The organism is Streptococcus cristatus (assembly GCF_003943535.1).
Lineage (GTDB): Bacteria > Bacillota > Bacilli > Lactobacillales > Streptococcaceae > Streptococcus > Streptococcus cristatus_L.
In genome coordinates this window covers 1-1,072 of the sequence record NZ_RJPU01000025.1, presented here as the reverse complement: position 1 = coordinate 1,072, position 1,072 = coordinate 1, and the positions used below count along the sequence as shown (strand labels likewise).

General features: G+C 49.7%; 8 tRNA genes and 2 rRNA genes. All 10 read left to right on the top strand.

Features of this window, described 5'->3' with window-relative positions:
- A 23S ribosomal RNA gene (locus D8790_RS10390) occupies positions 1–125 on the top strand; the annotation flags it as partial.
- Between the two features lie 100 nt (positions 126–225).
- Positions 226–341, top strand: a 5S ribosomal RNA gene (gene rrf / locus D8790_RS10385).
- Between the two features lie 29 nt (positions 342–370).
- Positions 371–443: transfer RNA gene (locus D8790_RS10380), tRNA-Val, on the top strand.
- A gap of 4 nt (positions 444–447) precedes the next feature.
- Positions 448–520 (top strand) — tRNA-Asp (locus D8790_RS10375).
- 30 nt (positions 521–550) lie between these two features.
- Positions 551–623, top strand: a tRNA-Lys gene (locus tag D8790_RS10370).
- 5 nt (positions 624–628) lie between these two features.
- Positions 629–710 (top strand) — tRNA-Leu (locus D8790_RS10365).
- A 15-nt stretch (positions 711–725) separates the two neighbouring features.
- Positions 726–798 (top strand) — tRNA-Thr (locus D8790_RS10360).
- An 18-nt stretch (positions 799–816) separates the two neighbouring features.
- Positions 817–888, top strand: a tRNA-Gly gene (locus D8790_RS10355).
- Positions 889–893: 5 nt separating this feature from the next.
- Positions 894–979: transfer RNA gene (locus tag D8790_RS10350), tRNA-Leu, on the top strand.
- An 18-nt stretch (positions 980–997) separates the two neighbouring features.
- Positions 998–1,071: transfer RNA gene (locus D8790_RS10345), tRNA-Arg, on the top strand.
- Position 1,072: the final 1 nt, after the last annotated feature.

The following is a 1,072-nucleotide window of genomic DNA, read 5'->3' as shown; positions in this document are numbered from 1 at the left end:
AAGATGAGATTTCCCATAACGCAAGTTAGTAAGAGCCCTGAGAGAAGATCAGGTAGATAGGTTAGGAGTGGAAGTGTGGCGACACATGTAGCGGACTAATACTAATAGCTCGAGGACTTATCCAATTTTCATTGAGCGCAGCTTTTGGCAAGTATTGTGAGGTTTGAGTAGTTATTCAATTTTGAGTTGACAAGGCAATAAGATATTGCAAGTTAATTCAGCTAGTTAAGTGACGATAGCCTAGGAGATNCACCTGTACCCATGCCGAACACAGAAGTTAAGCCCTAGAACGCCGGAAGTAGTTGGGGGTTGCCCCCTGTGAGATATGGTAGTCGCTTAGCAGGATAGGAAGTCGGAGTACTTCCTTTTTGGGAGTTTAGCTCAGCTGGGAGAGCATCTGCCTTACAAGCAGAGGGTCAGCGGTTCGATCCCGTTAACTCCCATATAGGTCCCGTAGTGTAGCGGTTATCACGTCGCCCTGTCACGGCGAAGATCGCGGGTTCGATTCCCGTCGGGACCGTTGGAATTGTTAGACAGTTTCAAGAAGAAAGACTCGTTAGCTCAGTTGGTAGAGCATTTGACTTTTAATCAAAGGGTCACTGGTTCGAGCCCAGTACGGGTCATAAGCGCGGGTTTGGCGGAATTGGCAGACGCACCAGATTTAGGATCTGGCGCTTTAGGGCGTGGGGGTTCAANTCCCTTAACCCGCATAGAAATATAAATGAGCCGGCTTAGCTCAGTTGGTAGAGCATCTGATTTGTAATCAGAGGGTCGCGTGTTCAAGTCATGTAGCCGGCATTTTTTTTGGATAGAGATGCGAACGTAGTTCAGTGGTAGAACACCACCTTGCCAAGGTGGGGGTCGCGGGTTCGAATCCCGTCGTTCGCTTTGAGGCCGGGGTGGCGGAACTGGCAGACGCACAGGACTTAAAATCCTGCGATTGGTAACGATCGTACCGGTTCGATTCCGGTCCTCGGCATAGCGGATATGCGACAGGGCACCCTTAGCTCAACTGGATAGAGTACCTGACTACGAATCAGGCGGTTAGAGGTTCGACTCCTCTAGGGTGCAT